Annotated in this window: 13 protein-coding genes and 1 pseudogene; 8 read left to right on the top strand and 6 right to left on the bottom strand. The window is 54.3% G+C overall.

All coding sequences use genetic code 11. The features are described from left to right. Nucleotides 1-73: 73 nt before the first annotated feature. The 4 genes from OMP38_RS26955 (at nucleotide 74) to OMP38_RS26970 (ending at nucleotide 2359) form a co-directional block, all read left to right on the top strand. Nucleotides 74-751: an amino acid ABC transporter permease gene (locus tag OMP38_RS26955; protein ID WP_277567836.1), complete on the top strand. Its 678-nt coding sequence runs from the start codon at nucleotides 74-76 to the stop codon at nucleotides 749-751. Between the two features lie 17 nt (nucleotides 752-768). Continuing rightward, nucleotides 769-1548 (top strand): amino acid ABC transporter ATP-binding protein, encoded by a 780-nt coding sequence (locus tag OMP38_RS26960; RefSeq protein ID WP_277567837.1) that lies wholly within the window; start codon nucleotides 769-771, stop codon nucleotides 1546-1548. Between the two features lie 198 nt (nucleotides 1549-1746). After that, entirely contained in the window at nucleotides 1747-2184 is a 438-nt protein-coding gene (locus OMP38_RS26965) for a transporter substrate-binding domain-containing protein (RefSeq protein WP_277567838.1), read from the top strand. Between the two features lies 1 nt (nucleotide 2185). Next, on the top strand, nucleotides 2186-2359 hold the full coding sequence (locus OMP38_RS26970; RefSeq protein WP_277567839.1) for a transporter substrate-binding domain-containing protein: 174 nt from the start codon (nucleotides 2186-2188) through the stop codon (nucleotides 2357-2359). Between the two features lie 126 nt (nucleotides 2360-2485). Here the strand turns inward: OMP38_RS26970 and OMP38_RS26975 are convergent, their stop codons facing one another. Continuing rightward, on the bottom strand, nucleotides 2486-4210 hold the full coding sequence (locus tag OMP38_RS26975) for a sensor domain-containing diguanylate cyclase (protein ID WP_277567840.1): 1725 nt from the start codon (nucleotides 4208-4210) through the stop codon (nucleotides 2486-2488). A gap of 158 nt (nucleotides 4211-4368) precedes the next feature. On the opposite strand from OMP38_RS26975, the gene OMP38_RS26980 reads away from it, so the two are divergent. The 3 genes from OMP38_RS26980 (at nucleotide 4369) to OMP38_RS26990 (ending at nucleotide 11476) form a co-directional block, all read left to right on the top strand. Continuing rightward, nucleotides 4369-5175, top strand: a complete 807-nt coding sequence (locus OMP38_RS26980; protein ID WP_277567841.1) for a TIM barrel protein — start codon at nucleotides 4369-4371, stop codon at nucleotides 5173-5175. A 378-nt stretch (nucleotides 5176-5553) separates the two neighbouring features. Further along, nucleotides 5554-7461 carry a lamin tail domain-containing protein gene (locus OMP38_RS26985; RefSeq protein ID WP_277567842.1) on the top strand — a complete coding sequence of 636 codons (1908 nt, stop codon included), beginning with the start codon at nucleotides 5554-5556 and terminating at the stop codon, nucleotides 7459-7461. A gap of 1732 nt (nucleotides 7462-9193) precedes the next feature. Continuing rightward, nucleotides 9194-11476 carry an S-layer homology domain-containing protein gene (locus tag OMP38_RS26990; protein WP_277568383.1) on the top strand — a complete coding sequence of 761 codons (2283 nt, stop codon included), beginning with the start codon at nucleotides 9194-9196 and terminating at the stop codon, nucleotides 11474-11476. Between the two features lie 807 nt (nucleotides 11477-12283). Here OMP38_RS26990 and OMP38_RS26995 read toward each other — a convergent pair. Continuing rightward, nucleotides 12284-12643, bottom strand: a complete 360-nt coding sequence (locus tag OMP38_RS26995) for a MerR family transcriptional regulator (protein ID WP_277567843.1) — start codon at nucleotides 12641-12643, stop codon at nucleotides 12284-12286. Nucleotides 12644-12747: 104 nt separating this feature from the next. Here OMP38_RS26995 and OMP38_RS27000 point away from each other — a divergent pair, with 104 nt between their 5' ends. Continuing rightward, nucleotides 12748-13458, top strand: coding sequence for an SDR family NAD(P)-dependent oxidoreductase (locus OMP38_RS27000; protein WP_277567844.1), 711 nt, complete (start codon nucleotides 12748-12750; stop codon nucleotides 13456-13458). Nucleotides 13459-13593: 135 nt separating this feature from the next. Here the strand turns inward: OMP38_RS27000 and OMP38_RS27005 are convergent, their stop codons facing one another. The 4 genes and pseudogenes from OMP38_RS27005 to OMP38_RS27025 all read right to left on the bottom strand — a co-directional run bounded on the left by OMP38_RS27005 (nucleotide 13594) and on the right by OMP38_RS27025 (nucleotide 16953). Continuing rightward, complete coding sequence (locus OMP38_RS27005) at nucleotides 13594-14199, bottom strand: hypothetical protein (RefSeq protein WP_277567845.1); 606 nt, start codon at nucleotides 14197-14199, stop codon at nucleotides 13594-13596. A gap of 238 nt (nucleotides 14200-14437) precedes the next feature. Continuing rightward, entirely contained in the window at nucleotides 14438-14869 is a 432-nt protein-coding gene (locus OMP38_RS27010) for a restriction endonuclease (RefSeq protein ID WP_277568384.1), read from the bottom strand. A gap of 105 nt (nucleotides 14870-14974) precedes the next feature. After that, nucleotides 14975-15900 (bottom strand): annotated as a pseudogene (locus OMP38_RS36250) (DUF7638 domain-containing protein). Nucleotides 15901-16146: 246 nt separating this feature from the next. Continuing rightward, entirely contained in the window at nucleotides 16147-16953 is an 807-nt protein-coding gene (locus tag OMP38_RS27025) for a helix-turn-helix domain-containing protein (RefSeq protein ID WP_277567848.1), read from the bottom strand. Nucleotides 16954-16993: the final 40 nt, after the last annotated feature.

Here is a 16993-nt window from a genome sequence, read left to right on the forward strand (position 1 = left end):
TAAGTATTTTAGCAAAGCAGCGCTATCGCTTCAACGATTATCTTCAGGCAATCGCGCTTCCGAGGTGACGCTCATGGCCCAAGAACGGTTCGACCGCATTCTGGAGATTATCTCCATGTCTTTGATGCCCTTGCTGAAGGGGACGATCCTCTATACGATTCCGATCTCCCTGCTTTCCTTCGCGCTGGGGCTCCTGGCTGCTCTATTCATCGCTCTTGCGGGCCTGTCGGCCAAACCGTATGTCCGGCTCCCCGCCCGGGTGTACGTGTGGATCATACGCTGTACTCCGATTCTCGTGCAGCTGTTTATTATTTTCTACGGCCTTCCCGGCATGGGCATTCTGCTCTCGCCGTTCGCCAGCATCGTGATCAGTCTCACGATCTCGGAAGCGGCCTATTCGTCGGAGATCATGCGGGCGGCCATCCTCTCGATCCCGGGAGGCCAGTGGAAGGCCGGATACGCGCTAGGCATGTCGCGAAGCCAGAACCTGGTCCGCGTGATTTTGCCACAGTCGGTCCGTATCTGCATTCCGAGCTTCGGGAACCAGTTCATTACGCTCATTAAGACGTCGTCGCTCGCCGCGCTCGTGACGCTCCCCGATCTGTTCGGCGCGGCCAAACTCATAGCGGCCTCCACCTTCGAGCCGATGCTGCTCTACCTCATCGCCGGCGCGTACTATCTCGTCCTCTGCTCCGTGCTCACGATCTGGCAGACCCGGCTGGAGAAAAGACTCGGGGGCTACCAAACCTAAGGGAGGAGGAATGAGCGTTGTTATTGTCCCTTCAAGGCTTAACGAAACACTTCGGCGATCTGCCGGTCCTCCATGCCATTGATCTTGAGATACAGCAAGGGACGACGACCGTTGTCATCGGCCCGTCGGGATCCGGCAAATCGACGCTGCTCGCCTGCATCAATTTATTGGAGATCCCGACTAGCGGCAGCATCCGTCTCGGCGAGCGCCAGCTCCGCTTTTCGCCGGCGGGCAAGCCGAACCCGAGGGCCGTTCAGGCTTTTCGCAGGGAGACGGGCACGGTCTTTCAAGGCAACCACCTGTTTCCCCACATGACCGCATTGGAAAACGTCATGGTCGGTCCTATTGCCGTCCGCCGCATGAACCGTGCCGACGCGCAGGCCAAAGCCATCGCCTTGCTGGAGCAGGTCGGGCTCGGAGCCTTCCGGGACCGCTACCCGTATCAGCTGTCAGGCGGACAGCAGCAGCGGGTCGGCATCGCCAGGGCGATGTCGATGGAGCCGCAGATTCTCTTGTTCGACGAACCGACATCCGCGCTTGATCCGGAGCTCGTCGGAGAGGTGCTGGAGGTGATGCGATCCTTGATCCGCTCTGGCATCACGTTGATCGTCGTCACGCACGAACTTGAATTCGCCAGCCGCGCCGCCGACCGCGTTCTCTTCATGGATCAGGGAGCGATTCTGGAGAACGGCACGCCCGAGGCCGTCTTCGCCCATTCCCGACATGAACGCGTTCGGCAATTCGTAAGCCGTCTTGCGCCTGGGTTTGCTAAGCCCACGCCTTCCTATTCCATATAACCGCGCCACTATCGGAGGATGAATGATCATGAGCAGAAAATTATTGTCGGTCTTACTTTGTGCAGGCATCGCCCTGACCGCTTGCAGCTCCAATAAAAGCCAGACCGGCAGCTCGCTTGAGCAGTTGAAGAAAAAGGGGAGATCGTAGTCGCGACCACCGGTACGTACCCGCCGTATTCGTATCACGATGCCGACGGCTTGACGGGGTTCGACATCGACATCTCCAATGAAGTCGGCAAGCGCATCGGTCTCCAGGTGAAATTCGCCGAGGTCGAGTTTGCGGGCATGTTCTCGGGCCTTGACGGCGGGCGGTTCGACACCATCCCGCAATTGTCCATTACCGAAGAACGAAAGAAGAAGTACGACTTCTCCGATCCCTATCAATTCTCCAACCTGACCCTGATCGTGCTTGAGGAGAATAAGGACATCAACGGCTTCAAGGATTTAAAAGGAAAGAAGACGAACGGCCTGGCGGAATCCGTACAAGGCGCGCTGGCGTTGAAATATGGCGCCACGCTCGTGCCGGAAAACGGCGACTCCGTCGAACTCCTGCGTTCGAAGCGGGTCGATGCCCTGATTTATAACAATTTATATTTTCTGGATTTGCGCAAAAAAACGGCCCGATCTGAAAATTAAAGTGGTCGATCAGTCCAGCGAGATCGAAACCGCCGCATTCCTGTTCGGAAAAGGCAAAGCGGATACGGTGCAGGCCGTTAACCAGGCGCTGAAGGCGATGCATGAGGACGGTACGTACGCCAAAATCTCGACGAAATACTTTGGCAAGGATATCTCCGAAGGCGTAAAACTTTAAGACAAGCTAGTCTGCCTTCGATAATGCCTGGACCAAGGCGCTCATCGCCGCGTTATCACCTGATTTGAAAATAGACGGACTCATCAGCGACATATCGGTAAACGCATCTTGGGCATGGCGAAGCGCTCATGCGGATGCCATCGTCCGGTTCCGGCCGGAACGCTTCGCTTCGTAGAGCGCCTCGTCCGCCCGCTGGAACGTCGCTTCGAAGTCCTCGCCGTGCTTGGGAAAGCTGGCGATGCCGATCGATACCGTAATGGGACGGCCGGTCGGACTGATGGTGTTCTCCACGCAGCCGCGGATGCGTTCCGCCAACAACGACCCGCGTTCAAGCGTTTCTCCCGGCAGCACCGCCACGAATTCTTCGCCGCCGAACCGGCAGACGAGATCCGTCGTCCTGCATTCGGCCTTCAGGATGCGTGCCAGGTGTACGAGCGTGTCGTCGCCCGTCTGATGCCCGTAACTGTCGTTGATTTTTTTGAAATGGTCGATATCGATCACCAGGAGCGAGTATCCGATACCGGAGCCTTCGGCTTCGCGCGCCTTCAGCCACTCGTCCAGGCCCGTACGGTTCAACAGCCCGGTCAGATGGTCGGTGCGTGCCTGCACGCTGAATTCGTCGGCTTGTCTCTGAAGCCCATGCATCGCGGTTATCATCGCCCGGGCTAAATGGTGCGCCTCATAGTTCCAGTGGCTCTCGAACGGAGGCCGGCCCAGCCGGTTGCCCGCCGCGATGCTTCGAGCGGCATCGGTCAGCTTCGCGAACGGCGCGGCCAGCAAGCGCGACGCCCAGAGGCTGAGCAGCAGGAACGCCGCAATGAGCGGCACGCTCCATTTCAACTGCGTCATCAGAAGGTCATGCTTCGCTTTGTTCACGATATAGACCGGGGATTGGACGACCATTCCCCAGCCAAGCTCTCCGACGCGCAGGTAGCCTACGAAGCTCCGAACGCCATGGCCGTCGGCCAAGACGGCTGCGCGAGGCGTGGGCCCGCCATTGCCAATTGGCGCGGGACCGCGCCCGGGGACCGGATTGGCGCGCAGTTCCGGCGCAGCGGGTCTCGGCCCTTCCGGCGGCGGTCCTTTTCGTTCGGGCGCTTTCTGAATTTCATCCGCCTGCCCGGCACTGAATGCGGCGAGCAGCGCGGCCGCAGGCACGATCTCCCCTGCGCGGTCCGCTTGAGCATTCATCATCGCCTCGCCGGAGCCGTCGACCAGATACGCATAGGTCCCCGGATCGCTCTTGATCGTATGCACGAATAGATCCGACAGCACATTGCTGCGCTGCAGATCGAGGATTCCAGCGATATAGACGGACGGCTGTGCGTCCCCTGCCTTGATGGGGTGCGCCGCGAGCACGACCCGGTGCCCGCCGGGCGCGACGAAGGGCGCCGACATCGAGGGCCCCGTCCCGCTCCCCGTAAAGGTCAGCTTCGATGCGGCATCGACCCGGTCGCCGGCTTCGAAGCCCGACCCGGGCGTGGAAGCCAGCACTTCCCCTTCACCGCCGATCAGCAGGGCGCCGTTAAAAATGCCGCTGCCTAGCAGCAAGCCAAGCAGGCGCGTGCTTTCCGCTCCGACCGGCACGCGCTCGTCGCTCATGTACTGCGCGGTTCCGCCGAGCGACTTGAACATCAGGTTCTTGATCGTATTGGCGGAGATCGCGAGGTTGCGCGCCGCTTCGAAGTTTTTCTGCAAGGTCGTCTTCGTTAACGTCTCGTTCTGGCGATGAATCGATACCATCGTCAAAGTCGCCGTCGATCCGACTAGCGTAAGAGCGAGCAGCCCCAGGAGCAAAATCTGTATTTTAAACCTTCCATAGCGCACGATAGGCTCCGATTGGCTTCTCATCCCGCACTTCCCTTTGTCGGTTCTCATTCGAACGAACCCGATATCAAGTCTGCGTTCATTTGTTATTATCGGATTTTACAAGTCGACTTGAAGAGAGGACCCGCGATAACGCCCCTTTAATACGAATGTGATAAGATGGGGGCGGAGGTGGTATTCTGGTGAAGTTTATACGCTTGAAAGGGAATCTCGAGCAGCGCAACTTGGACAATCGGCTTTCTTACGACCCGGATATTATCGAATTTTACCTGAGCGAGCGCGACCTGGGCGATCAGGAACGCATCCGGGACCGAATCCGACAGCTTCATGCCCGAGGCGTCAAGCCGTTTTTGCATCATCCGCCGACGTACCGCGGAGAGTACCTGGATATCCTAAGCGAAAACCCGGAAGTGCGCCGATTTTACCATGAATCCTGCGAAGCGCTCGCACGCATCTGCATGGAAGAACGGGCCAAGTGCGTCGTGCATGCCCATTACGTCCATACAGCCAGCTGCGGCGACGTCACGCGGGAGCGAACCGCGCTCCTGCGCGAAGAGATTACCAAAGTGATGGCCTATTCGCGGGACGTGTTCGTTTGGGAGGATTCAATCGAGGGGCTGTTCTCTTACGGCTGCAATCCGTATCTCATCGAAGACTTGATCGAGCCGCTGGAGCTCCCGCTGACGGTCGACGTGAGCCATACGTTTATTTCCTATCGCGGGGACAATGAGCGGCTGCGGGACATCCTCCAACGCACCGCGCCTTACGCGCAATATTACCATCTCGTCGACAGCATGGGGCTCGTGCATGATTCGCTGCAGCTGGGCCGGGGAAAGATCGATTGGCGCATGGTGAAGCCGCTCGTGCTGGGCAAGGACTTTATCTTTGAGATCACGCTTAGCGGGGATCACTCCGACTGCACGCCGATGGTGGACAGCGCGCGATATTTTGCGGATATCGTGGCTGAAGAGCGCGTCGAGGTTAAATAAAAAATGCATACATCGCCGAGCAACGCGTTTGCTCTGGCGATGTATGCTTTTTTTATGCAGGGATGGATCATTTCCCCGAGGTTATGACGATCGGATCGGCACGCATAGTTCGCATCGCTTGGCAGGCCCGTAAGGGCCTTTTTGGCGTACGTACGCGATCCGGCACGCCGGCAGCGTTTGAACGGTAAAATGCATTTCTCCTTTTCCCTTCCATGAGATGTCGTTCAGATACACCCATAAATTAGAATGTTATAAAATTATTTACCAATATTTATTTGAAGTTAATGTATGGAAAACACTCGCTGAATATAGAGGAAACGTTAAATTAATAGACTTTGAAGATGTGCGAACAGCAACTAGAGAAGGAGAATTGACGGAATGAAGATGAAAAAATGGGTGAATGGGGTCGTATTGGGCGCGATGGCGTTCGGATTATTCCCGTATTCGCCGGCATTTGCGGCAACGATTGATTACTCGCAGGTTCCGAAGCTTCTGATTACGGAATTGGTGCCGGATACGAATAATGTCTCTGGCTCTGATGGCTACGAGGCGATTGAGATTTATAACAATACCAGTCAGCCTGTCGATTACAGCCAGTACACATTGAACTACAACAGTACCGTCTGGGCGCTTAACACGCCGGACGAAGCGATGATTCCTGCTCGTCAAGCGATCGTGCTATGGGTTACGAACGCCGCCAATGGCGGAGAAACGATCGACAAGTTCAACGCAAATTATGGGCTTACCGGGGACGCTCAGCTTGTCGAGGGCAAAAATTTATTCCGAACTGCGGCAGTAGGCGGTATGGCCAACACGGGGAGCCGCACTTTGACGCTCAAAGCGCCTGACGGCTCGGTTGTCGTGACTGCGTCATACAACGTGGGCACCTCTGCCGTCAACAAAGGCATCGTCTACAACTATCCGGTCGGCAGCACGGATATGTTGCTCTCCACGCTCGAGACGACTGCGGCTACGCCGGGAACGGTGCTCCCGACGCAGGTTCCAGACCAGCCATCCGACTATGTGGCGCCGCCAGCCGTGGATCTGAAGATCGACCATTCGCCGGTCGCATCCGTTCAGTTAGGTCAGGACCTGCCGATCTCCGCCGCGATTACGGAGAACAAGCACTCGGTGACGGCGGCCGTCTACTACCAGACGAACCTGGCGAAGAGCTATGCGTCATTGTCGATGAGCGCTACGAAGGACGGCGTCTATGCTGCAGCGATCCCGCGTCTCTCCATGACTGGCGCGTCATCGCTTCAGTACTATATTGAAGCGTCCGACGGTACGGACGGCTCGGTCGCGTCCGCCGTCTATCGCGTTGGCATCTTGAACGAGGAGCCGGCCATTGCGCATACGCCGGTGACGCAGGCGTCCAAAGGCTCCGACCTCGTACTGACGGCGAACGTGAAGAATCCGGAGAGCGCCGACGTCGATCCGATGACGGTCACGCTTCATTACAAGACGACTTCTCAGGAGTTTTTCACTGCCGTCGATATGAAGGCGAGCGGAAATGCGTATCAAGGCTCCATTCCCAAGAGCGCGCTGGTGGAGTCCGGCCTTCAGTACTACATCGAAGCCAAGGACGCTGCTAACACGGTGCCCACAGACACTTACGAAGCGGAAGTCGATTTTGTACCGGATCTAACCAAGGCGCCGCCGATCTTGATCACCGAGGCGCTCCCCGACAGCAACAACGTCAAGTCCTCGGACGACGGGGAGTTCATCGAGCTATACAACAATACGGACAAGCCGTTTGCGTTCAAGGATTACAAGCTATACTACCGCTATCCGGACTCGGCTACGGAAGACGTCATCTGGCCGTCCAGCAAGGAAGACATCGTCATTCAGCCCGGCAAGACGCTGGTCCTCTGGGTGATCAACAGCGGGAACTCGACGCAGACGGTCGCCGACTTTAACGCGGCCTTCAAGACCTCGCTCATCGAGAACGTAGACATTATCAAGGTATACAGCGACGGCATGTCGAATTCGGCCAAGCGGGGGGCTCGTCATCGGCACCAACAGGCGCGAAGATATCGTAACCGCCTACTACGACGGCTCGGTGAAGGGCGAAGTCGCTGCGAACAAAGGCATTCAGTATTTGTATCCGTACGACGGCTCTTCGAACATGCTCAAGTACAGCGTCGGTACCAAGATGGCGACGCCGGGAACGCTCGAACCGAAGCAGATCCCCGCGCAACCAGTTCACGTCGAGGACGATACGGTCAAGCCGACGATCGCCGACCGGACCGGCAAGACGGAGACGAGCCAAAAAGTCGATCTTGACCTGGTCGCGGACGTGGCGGACGACAAGCATTTGCTGTCCGTCGCCGTTTATTTCAAGTCGAATCTCGATACCGCCTATACGAAGAAATACCTGACCCAGGATTATAACGATACGATGTACCATCAATTGCTGACTTCGCCGGATCTGCTCGGCAGAAAGTACATCGAGTATTACTTCGAAGCGTCCGACGGTCCCAATACGACGACCTCGACGGTAGCGCGCGTGAACGTGAAGGAAGGACAGGAGCGCGCGCCGCTGCGCCTGAACCTGGAGGACGGGGAATTCATCTCCGGCACGACGGCGCTTAAGGGGACGTCGGAGACCGCCGGCCCCGACACGCTGCAGCTGAGGGTCGACGGCCAGACGGTCGAAGGCGCGTACCACGCGCTTGAAGACGACGCGGTCTTCGCGTTCGATGCAAAAGACGTCAATTATTATTTCAAAAATGCCGTCACGATGGGCCAGGAAATTCTGTATACGTTCCTGGATCCGATCACGACCTATACGACGCTCTCCTACCCGATCGAGGCGACGCGTCTGAAGGAGGGTACGAACCTCATCGCGATCCGGGCGGGCACCAAGTCCGGTCCGTTCGACGACCGGCCCGAGGAGAACAAGGACGACTTCGTCGTTCGCAACGTAAGGCTTGTATTGCCGGACGGCACCGTGCTCTACGATCCGGCCTATGCCCTGCCGGAGAAGGACTTAAGGATGGGGGATTCGTCCGGCAAGTCGCCGGCGATCGAATTCAACTTCGCCCTCCCGGCTGAACAACTGCGCTCCAAGGCGTACGATTGGGACACGACTGCGCTGGCCGACGGCGAACACACGGTCGAGGTCATCGGCGCGGACGATGCCAAGGCGACCGCGACGATCAAGATCGACAATACGGCGCCTGTCATTGAGCCGAGCGTGGCGGACGGCCAAACCTACCGCGGCGCGTTCGCGCTTAACGCGTCGATCACCGACGCGCTGGCAGGCGTCGCATCGGCGGAGACCACGCTGGACGGCAACGCGATCTCGTTGCCGCTCGAAACGTCCTCCGGACTGTTGGCCGCAGGCGAACACGTCCTTGTCATCAAGGCGACCGACAAGGTCGGCAACGTAGCGGAGAAGACGATCCGCTTCAGCGTACCGAACGAGAATCCGGCGCAGCCGGAGCTGGTATCGCCGCTGAACGGCAGCTCCCTGACATCTTCGAGCGCCGAGCTCACGGTCAAAATCACGGATCCGACGGACGATCCGATGAAGGTTTCCTTCTATAAGGGCTTCAAGTACGACGCGAACAGCAAAGCGGGGTTCGCCGGCTATCAAGGCGCAGCTGACGTCGAGCCGCCGAAGACGGTTGCGCCGGCAGGCGAGACAGAGATGTCGGCGGAAGAGTACGCGAAAATCGGCGCGGCGGACGGCCAATACCTGACGAACGAAGCGACGGATGCCTTCCCGTACCACCGATTCAACATCAAGCTGGACGAATCGGTAAAGGCGACGGACCGGGTCGACATCAACTGGCAGGGCAAGTCGCTGGAGGGCCGCAAGGTCAGCTTGTACGCATGGCAGCCGATGAAGCGGCAGTGGATCATGCTCGACACCAAGGTCGCAGGAACTGCTGACTTCGGGCTGAACGCGACGGTACAAGCCGGCGAATATAATGACGGCGGCAGCATCGCGGTCATGGTGCAGGACGAGATGCCGGTAAAGGAGGATCCGTACGATTTCTCCTTCGTCTGGATGTCCGACACGCAGTATTACGCGGCGAGCTATCCTTGGATTTACGAAGGCAATACGCAGTGGATCGTCGACCATCAGCAGGACATGAACATTAAGTATGTCATCCATACCGGCGACATCGTCGACAACGCCGAGCAGGAATACCAGTGGGACAACGCGGAAAAAGCGATGAAGACGCTCGACGACTCTAAAATTCCTTACGGCGTGCTGGCTGGCAACCACGACGTCAGCCATCAGAGCGGCGACTATTCGCACTACTACGCGCACTACGGCGAAGACCGCTTCGCGGTTCAGCCGACATACGGCGGCTCTTACAAGAACAACCGGGGCCACTATGATCTGATCTCCGCCGGCGGCGTGGACTTCATCATCGTGTACATGGGATGGGGCGTCACGGACGAGGACATCGACTGGGTGAACCAGGTCGTGGCCGATCATCCGGACCGCAAGGCGATTCTGGCCTTCCACGAGTACATGCTCGTGTCGAACAACCGGGCGCCGATCGCGGACAAGATTTTCGAACGTGTCGTCGTACCGAACAAGAACGTCATCATGACGCTGAGCGGGCACTACCACGACGCCGAGACGCTGGTCGACAAGCTCGACGATAACGGCGACGGCGTGGCGGACCGCGAAGTGTACCAGATTCTCGCCGACTATCAAGGCGCCGAGGAAGGCGGCTTGGGCTACATCCGGTTGATGCAGTTCGATATCCAGAACAACCAGGTTCATATGAAGACGTACTCGCCATACCTGAACGATTACAACTATTACGATCCGGCTGCTAATCCGAACAAGGACGAGTACGACATGAACGTCGATCTCGGGGCGATGAACAAGGAAGTCGCGACCGATTACTTCGGTGTCAAGGTTTACAGCGATCAACTGATCGGCCAAGTGGACCATGCGGCGAGCGGAAAAACGGCTTCCGTCGTTTGGAACGGTCTTGCTTCCGACCGCTATTACCAGTGGTATGTGAAAGCCGAGGATGCAAATAGCGGCAGCGTGCTGTCCGATATTTGGGGTTTTGCGACGGGCACGCTTGATTCCGGAACGTCGAATCCAGGCACGCCGAACCCGGGCTCGGCCAATCCGGGCGGTTCGACCGGCCAGAACGGCAGCGTACTGATCGTCACTGCCGGCAAGGACGGCACGTACGCGCCTGGCGGGGACGACCTGAAGGCGGCGATCGCGAAGGCGGCTGGCGGCGTCGTCGAGATCAAGCTGAACCCCGGGTCTGGCGACGGCAGCTCGTATAAGTTGAAGCTGGACGGAGCGGGCATCAGGGCAGGGAAGCAGGAAGGCATCACGCTGAAAATCTCGACGCCGCAGGGCACGATCGAAGTGCCTGCCGGCGCGATTCCGGCTAGTGCGGTGCAAGGTGCAGCTTCCGTTACGCTGAGCTTCGAGCTGAAGAGCGACCGCCAAGGACAAGGCGCGCTTCTGCAGACGATGGGCGCTGACGCGGCCTTCAAGGCGACCGGCCAGACGTTCGAGCTGAACCTGACGGCGACGACCGGTACGGACTCGACGGCGATCCATGCCTTCGAGCAGCCGATTACCGTGCGCAGAACGCTGACGGCCGATCAGCTGGCTGGCGTCGACAAAGAGCTCGCAGGCGTCTATTACGTAAACGGCAGCAAACTCGAATATGTCGGCGGCAAGATCGCAGGCAATGATCTGGTCTTTACGACCAAGCATTTCTCTTCCTTCGCGCTGCTCGAGTATCGCAAGCAATTCGCCGACATGAACGGCAACTGGGCAAACGACTACGTGCAGAAGCTGGCGGCCAAGCACATCGTGACCGGCGTCACCGACACGTCGTACGCGCCGAGCCTGTCCGTGACGCGCGCCGACTTCGCGACGATGATCGTCCGGGCGCTGGGCTACGACCAGCCGCAGAGCACTTCCAAGTTCACGGATGTCGCCGCGAGCGCTTACTATGCAGGCTATGTCTCCAAGGCGGCCGAAATGGGTCTGATCCAAGGTGACGGCGCTCGCTTCCGTCCGCAGGACAAGATCAGCCGCGAAGAAGCGATCGTCATCCTCGTCCGCGCCTATGAGAGCGCGTCGAAGACGACCATATCGCCATCTACGGGTACCCAGCCGTTCGCCGATCTGAACAAAGCAGCCGCATGGTCGGCCGCGTCCATCGGCAAGGGCCAAGCGCTCGGCCTGATTGGCGGCAAGAGCGGCAACCTCTTCGATCCGAAGGGCCAGCTCACGCGCGCAGAGATTGCGAAGATGGTGTATCAATTGCTGAACACAAAGCTTGAGGCGTAAGGGGAGCTAGCCTCTTGCGCAGTCGAAAACCTCCGGTGCCGCGTCGATCGCGGCCTCGGAGGTTTTTATATACCCTTGAGTTGGGTTATTCAGGTAAAATGAACGGAGTGCATGAACGGATGGAGGTCTTGCAAAAAATGATAAATAGGATAGCCTCTATCTTAATGAAATATCTTTTCTATTCCATGCCCGAATCGCCATTTTCGCCCGAGGAAGTGGAATGCTTCGAAAGAATGTACTCGGATGCCGTTTCGAACAATCAGGAAATCATATATGCAAGCCACTTCCCGAAGCATCGTTTTATCGAATACATCTCATTGTTCAAGCCTGTGGTGCTGCATGGGTCCAATTATAAAGAGATCGTTCAATTCCAGCCCCGCAAACAAACCCTATACAGCGGAGAATACGTCGACGCCGTTTTTGCTACCAAGGACGCGACCTGGTCGCTATTCTACGCTGTATTTGACCGCGGCAAGTTAGTGCACAACTTTCGAAACGCATGTCTCAGGGTGATGAAAGACAAGAACAAATACTACTTTTTCTCGCTAACCCGGCGCACGCTTCAAAAAGATCCATGGACCACTGGAATGGTCTATTTTCTTCCCCGGGATTCGTTTAAAAAGGCGAGCAACGCTATCGTTTCGTTTGATGAATGGGTAAGCTTGAAGCCGATCGAACCTATAACCAAGCTTGAGGTAGGGCCTCAAGATTTTATTTTCTCGACAAGGTGTCCTGTCATAAGGATACAGAATCGATCTTCGTATCGTGGCTTCTCTATAAGTACAGGACCAAGCGAAGGAACAAAATTCAGTAGTTTTCCCCGCGATAATACCGCTCCAGCTTCTCCTCCAAGCGAACGAGCTGCGCGTTTTTCTCCTCAATATCCTGCAGCAGTTTGAGCTTCTGCGCCTGAATCATATCGATTCGCTCGGGCAGGGTGGAGGTGCCTTCCTTCACCTTGTCGTAGTACGCCTTGATGTCCTCTACGCTCATCCCGGTCTCGCGCAGACACTTGATGAAGAGCAGCCAGTTTCGATCATGCTCCGTGTACAGGCGGTTATTCTGCTCGCTGCGGACGGCCGGCTCCAGCAGTCCCTTTCTCTCGTAAAAACGGATCGCTCCGATATTGATCCCGACGTCCTTCGCCACTTCTCCGATCGTTCGCATACGCGCCCTCGCTTATATAAAATTCGTGGTTGACCTACACTAAGTGTAGCATAGTAACTTATCAATCAGGAAAGGCAATCAACCTTATGGAAAGAGGGATTCGCATGAAAAAGACCGCATTCGTCACCGGCGCAAATAAAGGAATCGGATTCGAGATCGTGAAGCAGTTAGGCGAGGCAGGCTGGAAAGTTCTCCTTGGCGCGCGCAACGCCCAACTGGGCGAAGCGGCCGTCGCAGAGCTGGCTTCCAAGGGGCTGGACGTCGAATTGGCGGCGATCGACATGAGCGATTTGAATTCCATCGAACAAGCAGCCGATACCATCAACAAGAACCACTCCGAGCTGTCGCTGCTGATCAATAACGCAGGCATGCCGGGCGCGTTCTCCCGCTCGTTCACCGATACCAAAGAGGAAGACCTGCGCAACGCCTTCGAGGTCAACTTCTTCGGCACCTTCCGTCTGAACCAACGCCTGTTCCCGATCATCAAAGCGAACGAAGGTACCGTCGTCAATGTCTCGACCGACATGGCATCCCTGGACCATATGCAAAATGCAGCGTTCACGTTGAACGCCTTCGACTACAACTCGTCCAAGACGGCCAACAACGCCATGACGCTATCGATGGCTTATGAAGTCAGAAATAGCGGCGCTCAGGTGTTTGCGGTGACGCCGGGATTCACGACAACGGACTTGAATGGCAACGCCGCGGGCGGGAAATCGAAGGAAGCAGCCGCTGCGATTATTGTAGGGTATGCGACGGACGGGCAGCGGCATAATGGCGAGTTTTTGGATGAGAAGGGCGTATTTGCTTGGTAACTTTGCATCCCGTCAAAAAGCAAACAACTCTTGCCATGCGCACGCAGGCAAGAGTTGTTTTACGCATTAATCGTCTCATCATTTTCTTGCTCGACTCCGTGCGAAGTGATTCTTCGGTAATAGGTTCTCTTCGTTTCATGAATATCCCCAATGACTTACCCAATCAAAATCCATTCTTTCATCTATCAGCCAGCTACCATTTGCTTTAACTAATTTATAAGTCAGGGCTGTAGAGTAATCTTTCTTCCAACCACGTTCAACTAGTACTAACTTTTCATTATCACTAACATGTTCTACCCACATGATTTTATAACTTATTAACTTTTCAAGCTGATTATTTATTGCTTCGGACGAGTAGATATTTATATTTTCTTCCATAGAGTTTTTTTCCGAATTATCTATCCATAATTTAAATACAAATTTAAGGTAGTTATCCGTCACGTTCTCTTTCCATCTATTTATGTTATTGTAGTTTCCAAAATACAATTTAATCGTTTTTAACGCATTGATGTCAGAGTAGATTAATTGTTTAAACCCATTTGAACGCCCCCCAGGGGCACCCTCGTTTTTCAATAGTTTCTCGTATTCTGTGTTATCTAAAATTAAGGGATCCACTTCTCCGGAAATCTCTTTTTCAAGTGAACTAATTTCTTTTATTCTGTCACTACAAGCTGACAATATAAAAATTAAAATCAAAAAGACTAAAGTACGCAGCTTCATATTTTGACCAGCTTTCTGCATTAATTTCGCCTAACGACTTCTTCATTTCAACCCGGCCTAATTGAAGTCTCACCACCGTGAGCCCCAAAGGAGCGGCCGCGATGCGGTTAGATGCAGCAGGTGTGTCCGGCTGATTCCGCTTCCTCGTATACTGAAATGCCTCATTGTATCCGCATCAGACTCCTGCTGGACCAAGCGGCGATGAAGTCGACTCGATGTTTGATTTGGTGTTATGTGGAGTTCTACCTTAGAATCCTTCTTAGTCGTAATGTTCGTAATATTGTTTCAATATCTTCTCTTTAATTTCTAATTTCATTGTTTCCGAGGGATATATTTGCTTATCAGGAAAATCACTCAGCATTGTGTCCCATTGGTATGCATAAAATTTGGGAGACCGTTTAATAATTTCAATGAGTATGTGATCTGTTTGAGGATTGCTAGAGTTTTGAATATGCATTATATACTTATCGAATATTTGTAACAGAGCAATCCCGTGTTGCTTTGCATATTCTGTTGCGCCGCTTTGAAAACCTGATGTAGAGATCAAAACCCCTTTGTGTGCACCTAAACTTCTTACCTTGTCAGCTAAAACCACAATCTTCTCACGTTCCACTGGCCTCGTATAACGCTTGCACTCCACTATTACTTTAAAGTCCACAGATAATGCCACAAACTCAGCTATTCTATCAATCTGGTACTCTCCATCATTGGTTCATCTGGTGGACCAAGGGTCGATGAAGTCGGCCTGATACGTAAAATACATGGCTACAAGATGTCTCCGCATTCTACGAAATACTTATACTTCCCTCTTCTCGTGTGGTCTATAAATAATTCTTTGGTAATCCATGTCCTTTGAATCCATATCCCCTAAATAGATTCGTTCATGCTCGGGGACAAGTTCGTATTTTTCTTTTAAGTAAGATCTATTATTATCACTTGGATTAGCAAGGAAATTATAGTAGGCCTCCCTGCAGACTTCTAAAGTTGTCTTAACTCCCTTTAATTTATTGAAAAGATCAAGCAGTTCTTTTTGTTTTTCTTCAATGTTTGCTGCATAAAGCACTTCTGCGAAACGCACCTCTCCTAGATCTGAAATAGTCACTTCAAAAGGAAGATTACTCTCAGTGAACAGTATTCCGTTACTAAATAACTCTGCAACTTCTTCAATTTGATACATTTTTTCAAAGCTTGAACTGTAAATCCCAACAAGACCATTTTTGTATACCACCAAATTTACTAAGTAGTTTTTTTCTTTCTCTCTCATAAAAATAAAAAAAGCCTTGTCCTTCAAGAGTTTGATAGAACATTTCTTGCTCCACGTAGAAATCAACAGCTTTAGGTGAATGAGACACCTTACTTTTTTTCATTTAATTTTTTCTGGGATTTTGTAATTTTAGATATGTTTTCAAAAGCTGGATTTAGTCTCTTTATTTTATTTACGACAAGTTTGTAGTACGTTTTCTTGTCATGCAACCAATTAGTCGATTCAATTTTAAATGCACCTAAACCATGAATCGACAGAGTCTTTCCTAGAGGAACTACCGGTGTCAACCAACCTAGATCTAATTTATCTTTAAGCCCTTCTAAATCTACAAGCTCCCAACAGTTTGCCATTCCATCTTCAAAAATATCGAGATTAATAAAAAAATATTGCCCCCCATTGTATATGATGCCTGGTACTGTAGTGCCTTCAATTGCTTTTTTTCTGCGAATTTTCTGCAAATGTATCACGCCCTAAGTATTTTTCGTTCTCGCGGTGATTCCTTATACTGTCTTATCTGCGAATTTCATGGATACATCAATATTTTACATATTCGTTGAATGCTCAAACAATCCTGCGTGAGGAGTCGGCGCTTCTTCAACATTGAGCCTATATCTCGAGACGATCTAATAATCCGCGTCATTGATTACTCGTAGCACTACAACAAAACCCGCCGCAGCCCCTCAGCCACGGCGGGTTTCCGCATCCTATATTCCCCGCCGATAAGCACTCGGCGCCACCCCATACCTTCTCTTGAATAGCCGCGAAAAGTGAAACTCGTCATAGAAGCGCAATGATGCCGCAATCTCCTTAACCGTGGCATTCGTAGTCTCCAGCGTCGCCTTGGCGGAAGCAAGCTTCAACTCCTGCACGTACTGCGTGGGCGACATACCGGTCCGCTCGCGGAAGCGCACATAGAAAGCCGTGCGCGACAGTCCGCTCAGCCGGACGTAATCGTCGACCGCCACGGACGCGCCAATCTGCTTATGCATGCGATACAAAATGTCGTCGAGCTCCGGATGGCGGCCGCGGCCGTAGGCCGCTCGTTCCTGCGCGAACAGGTGCAACAGCTCCTGCGCGGTCAGGTGCACGGCCATGCCGTAGCCGGCAGGCTGGAGAATGAGGCTGTCGATCAAGCGCTCGCACAATCGAATAGCGTCGGAGATGCGCCCGGTCGATACCGGCCGCCAGGCGGCGAGTCCGAGCTGGTCGGCTACGTCCAGCGGATCGAAGTGAAGGAAGTAGAACTTCCAATCGCCGTCCAGGCAGCGGTACGAGCACGGTACGTCGCCCGAGACGAGGAGGTAGGTGCCCGCCTCCATCACTTCATTTGTATCCCCGTACATGATGCTCCCCTTGCCTTCGTAGGTGACGAAGAGGCCCGCGCTCATGAAGCCGTGCAGCTTGGACACCTGGTAGGCATCGTTGGCGGCCACCTTCCAGATGGACTGGAAGCGGAAAGCCGGAGCGACAAAGCTTTCGTCCAACTCGTACGGAATATCCGTCGTGACCATCGTCCCGCCGCCTCTCGCCGGTTCATTATTTTGTACGATT

Source organism: Cohnella ginsengisoli (assembly GCF_029525555.1).
GTDB classification, from domain to species: domain Bacteria; phylum Bacillota; class Bacilli; order Paenibacillales; family Paenibacillaceae; genus Cohnella; species Cohnella ginsengisoli.